This is a genomic window from Burkholderia sp. (genome assembly GCF_018375725.1).
Taxonomy (GTDB): Bacteria; Pseudomonadota; Gammaproteobacteria; order Burkholderiales; family Burkholderiaceae; genus Burkholderia.
In genome coordinates, this window is the sequence record NZ_JAHACR010000374.1 from 1 (window position 1) to 3,638 (window position 3,638).

Annotated in this window: 3 protein-coding genes and 3 tRNA genes; 2 read left to right on the top strand and 4 right to left on the bottom strand. The window is 61.6% G+C overall.

Annotated features, from left to right (window positions below; translation table 11 throughout):
- The 4 genes from KH616_RS22935 to KH616_RS22950 all read right to left on the bottom strand — a co-directional run.
- A partial coding sequence (locus KH616_RS22935) for a GTP-binding protein (protein ID WP_147484422.1) occupies window positions 1-117 on the bottom strand: 117 nt, incomplete at its 3' end.
- Window positions 118-178: 61 nt separating this feature from the next.
- Window positions 179-253, bottom strand: a tRNA-Thr gene (locus KH616_RS22940).
- A 26-nt stretch (window positions 254-279) separates the two neighbouring features.
- A tRNA-Gly gene (locus KH616_RS22945) sits at window positions 280-353 on the bottom strand.
- A 43-nt stretch (window positions 354-396) separates the two neighbouring features.
- Window positions 397-482, bottom strand: a tRNA-Tyr gene (locus tag KH616_RS22950).
- 886 nt (window positions 483-1,368) lie between these two features.
- Here KH616_RS22950 and KH616_RS22955 point away from each other — a divergent pair.
- Window positions 1,369-2,346, top strand: a complete 978-nt coding sequence (locus KH616_RS22955; protein WP_292252191.1) for a chromate resistance protein ChrB domain-containing protein — start codon at window positions 1,369-1,371, stop codon at window positions 2,344-2,346.
- Entirely contained in the window at window positions 2,343-3,521 is a 1,179-nt protein-coding gene (locus tag KH616_RS22960) for a chromate transporter (RefSeq protein ID WP_292252192.1), read from the top strand. Before KH616_RS22955 ends, KH616_RS22960 begins: the two co-directional genes overlap by 4 nt.
- The last annotated feature ends 117 nt before the right edge of the window (window positions 3,522-3,638 follow it).

Genomic DNA, 3,638 nt, shown 5'->3' on the forward strand with positions numbered 1-3,638 from the left:
CTTCGCCGACAGAACCGTCGCGATCGCCGCCGTCAGCGTCGTCTTGCCGTGGTCAACGTGACCAATCGTACCAACGTTCACGTGCGGCTTGGTCCGCTCGAATTTTTCCTTGGCCATTTTCAACTCCCAAAAGGAATTTCACATGTTGCGCCGCGCGCAAACAGACACTGACTACTGCTGGTGCCCATGGGCAGGATCGAACTGCCGACCTCTCCCTTACCAAGGGAGTGCTCTACCACTGAGCCACATGGGCGCGTTTTACGCTTCAACTACACGAACTGGAGCGGGTGAAGGGAATCGAACCCTCGTCGTAAGCTTGGAAGGCTTCTGCTCTACCATTGAGCTACACCCGCACGGGCCACTAACGATTCCCTACCGCTCGCTGCGTTTATGTCTTGGTGGAGGAGGTTGGATTCGAACCAACGTAGGCGTAAGCCAACAGATTTACAGTCTGCCCCCTTTAGCCACTCGGGCACCCCTCCGTAGAGAACTGACGATTATGGAGGAACATCCCATTTGCGTCAAGCACATCGAGAAGATTATTTTCACTTTCTCCAAGATGACCCGCTTGACCCGCCGAAATCAATATGTTTTCGCCGGCATCATTCGCGACTCACGCCCGAATGACCAACGAATGCCATACCGACCGGCAACTGGATGCCAGCATCCTCGTCAGATTCTGCTTCTGGTGCGAACTGTGATCCGCGCCTGAAATCAGAAGACCGCCATCATACGGCGTCTTTGCCGCAAAGCCAAGTGGGTAAACACAGAAATCGGCAAATTTCATGCCGACGAGCAACGGGAAAGAGTGGCGGCGAGCACATTCGCCCGGCCCTACGGGCCCATTTCGACCAGTTGGGGCATTTGTTAGGCACATCAGGTGTGTTTTGCTTATTGGCGCAAATCGAGACGACGAGTCTTCGCACCATCCGTGTGCCACAACAGCGCGATTCGCAGCAGCGCCCCGAACACGCCCCATCGTCGCGGCGGCGCGGGACAAGGCAACGGTGGCATATCCGCGTCGATGCCGGGTCGAATGAACTCACGCTTCGACGGTTATAGGCCGCATCTGCTGCAACAATTTCACAACCACGTCCTTGCGGCCGCGGGCTCACGCCCACTTCGACCGCCGGGCGCCTACGTGGCATTCGTCGATCTCACCATGACCCGCTCACCAGCATCAGGGCGACGAAGATCGCCATGACGCAACTCTTGAAATCCTGTTTCTGGATATAAAGGCGCTACACAAGACGGCACTGGCGCCCCAGTTTAGCCAGCCGACACGTCGACCGGGTCTCCGGCTTGGTAACACCTACAACCCCGAAATTAAATTTGTAGATATCGGTACGCATAAGTAGCATTTACTACATGGACAATACTTCTACCTGGCTGCTCCTCGTTCTGACCCTGCCAACGGAAAACGCGACGGCCCGCATGCGGTTCTGGCGCGCGCTGAAGGCGAAGGGCTGCGCGGTGCTACGCGACGGCGTCTACCTGTTCCCCTTTACGGACGAGCATGAGGCAATGCTGCGCGAACTCACCGTCGCGATCGCCGACAGCGGCGGCACCGCGCACCTGCTGCGCACACCAAGCCTCGACGCGTCGCAGGAAACGGAATTTCGCGCGCTGTTCGATCGCGGCGACGATTATGCAACGTTCATTCACGGTCTCTCCGAAGCCCGCAAAACGCTCGCCGGCCAATCCTCCACCGAACTGACCCGCCTGCTGCGCCGCCTGCGCAAGGATTTCGACGCCATCCGCGCGATCGATTATTTCCCCGACGACGCGGCAACCCGCGCCGAGGTCGCGTGGCAGGACTTCGTTTCGCTCGTCGACACGGTGCTGTCGCCGGGTGAGCCCCATGCCGCGGCGCGTGTCATCCAGCCGCTCGCGATCGACGACTATCAAGGACGCACGTGGGCGACGCGACAGCGCATGTGGGTCGATCGCGTTGCCAGCGCTTGGCTGATTCGCCGCTTCATCGACGCGCAGGCGCGTTTCGTCTGGCTCGCGTCGCCAAGCGAATGCCCCGACGATGCGCTCGGCTTCGACTTTGACGGCGCGACATTCACGCACGTCGGCGAGCGCGTGACGTTCGAGGTGCTGCTAGCAAGCTTCGGGCTCGACCAGGATCCGGCGCTGCGGCGCCTTGGCACAATCGTGCACGCGCTCGACGTCGGCGGCCCCGGCGCACCCGAGGCGGTCGGCTTCGAAGCTGTGATGGCCGGCACACGCCAGCGCGCCGAAAACGACGATCAACTGCTCGAACAGATGAGCGACGTGCTCGATTCGCTGTACGCGCACTTCGCCACGAACGGAAAGAAGGAAACCGGGGGACGCTCATGACCATGACGGCAGCGACGAATGCGCCGACCTATTCGATGGGCCAGATGGTCGGATACATGCTTCGGCTCGGCGCCTTCGGATTCGGTGGTCCGGTCGCGCTGGCCGGCTACATGCGCCGCGACCTCGTCGAGCGGCGCGGCTGGATCACCGAAGCCGACTACAAGGAAGGACTCACGCTTGCGCAGCTCGCGCCCGGACCGATGGCCGCGCAGCTCGCGATCTATCTCGGGTATGTCCACTACCGGATTCTCGGCGCGACGCTGGTCGGCCTTGCGTTCGTGCTGCCGTCGTTCTTGATGGTGGTCGCGCTCGGCTTCGCCTATGCGCATTTCGGCGGGCTGTCGTGGATGCAGGCCGTGTTCTATGGCGTCGGCGCGGCGGTGGTCGGTATCATCGCGATGAGCGCGTACAAGCTCACCACGAAGACGATCGGCAAAGACAAGTTGCTGTGGGCGATTTTCCTGACACTCGCAGCCGTGACCTTCGTCACAGAATCGGAAATCGCGTGGCTGTTCATTGTCGCCGGGCTGATCGGCCTGTTCTGGCGCGCGCCACCGAAGTGGATCCACAAAGGCGGCCTGAACGCGCTCGCCGCAGCCAATCTGCCGGCCGCGAGCGGCCTCCTGGGCGGCGTCGACGTTTCCCTGCTCGCACAGATCGGCATTTTTTTCGCGAAGGCCGGCGCATTCGTGTTCGGATCCGGGCTCGCGATCGTCCCGTTCCTGTACGGCGGCGTCGTGACCGAGCACCATTGGCTCAACGACAAGCAGTTCGTGGACGCGGTCGCCGTCGCGATGATCACGCCCGGACCGGTCGTCATCACGGTCGGCTTCATCGGCTACCTCGTGGCGGGCCTGCCCGGCGCAGTGGCCGCAGCACTGGGCACGTTCCTGCCGTGCTACCTGTTCACGGTCATACCCGCGCCCTACGTGAAGAAGTATGGCCATCTGCCGAGCGTCAAGGCATTCGTCGACGGCATCACAGCCGCGGCCGTCGGTGCAATCACCGGCTCGGTGCTTGTGATCGCAAAGCGATCGATCATCGACGTGCCGACGGCACTCCTTGCGCTCGGCACGATCGTGCTGCTCTGGCGTTTCAAGAAGCTGCAGGAGCCCGTCATCGTGACGGCCGCCGCGCTCGTCGGACTGGCCGCGTATCCGTTCCTCCATCGCTGATTCAGGACATCATAGGGACGCCTGAAGAGCGACATTGTTGAGCCGAAGCACGTCGACGCCAAGAAGAAGTAAGGCTGCTGCGATGCCGCGATAGCGCGCCCGACCAAGCCGCATGGC

What these genes read in the sequence shown, in the direction of transcription:
- KH616_RS22955 (WP_292252191.1), top strand. Translation starts at nt 1,369, where the DNA reads ATGGACAATACTTCTACCTGGCTGCTCCTCGTTCTGACCCTGCCAACG.
- KH616_RS22960 (WP_292252192.1), top strand. Translation starts at nt 2,343, where the DNA reads ATGACCATGACGGCAGCGACGAATGCGCCGACCTATTCGATGGGCCAG.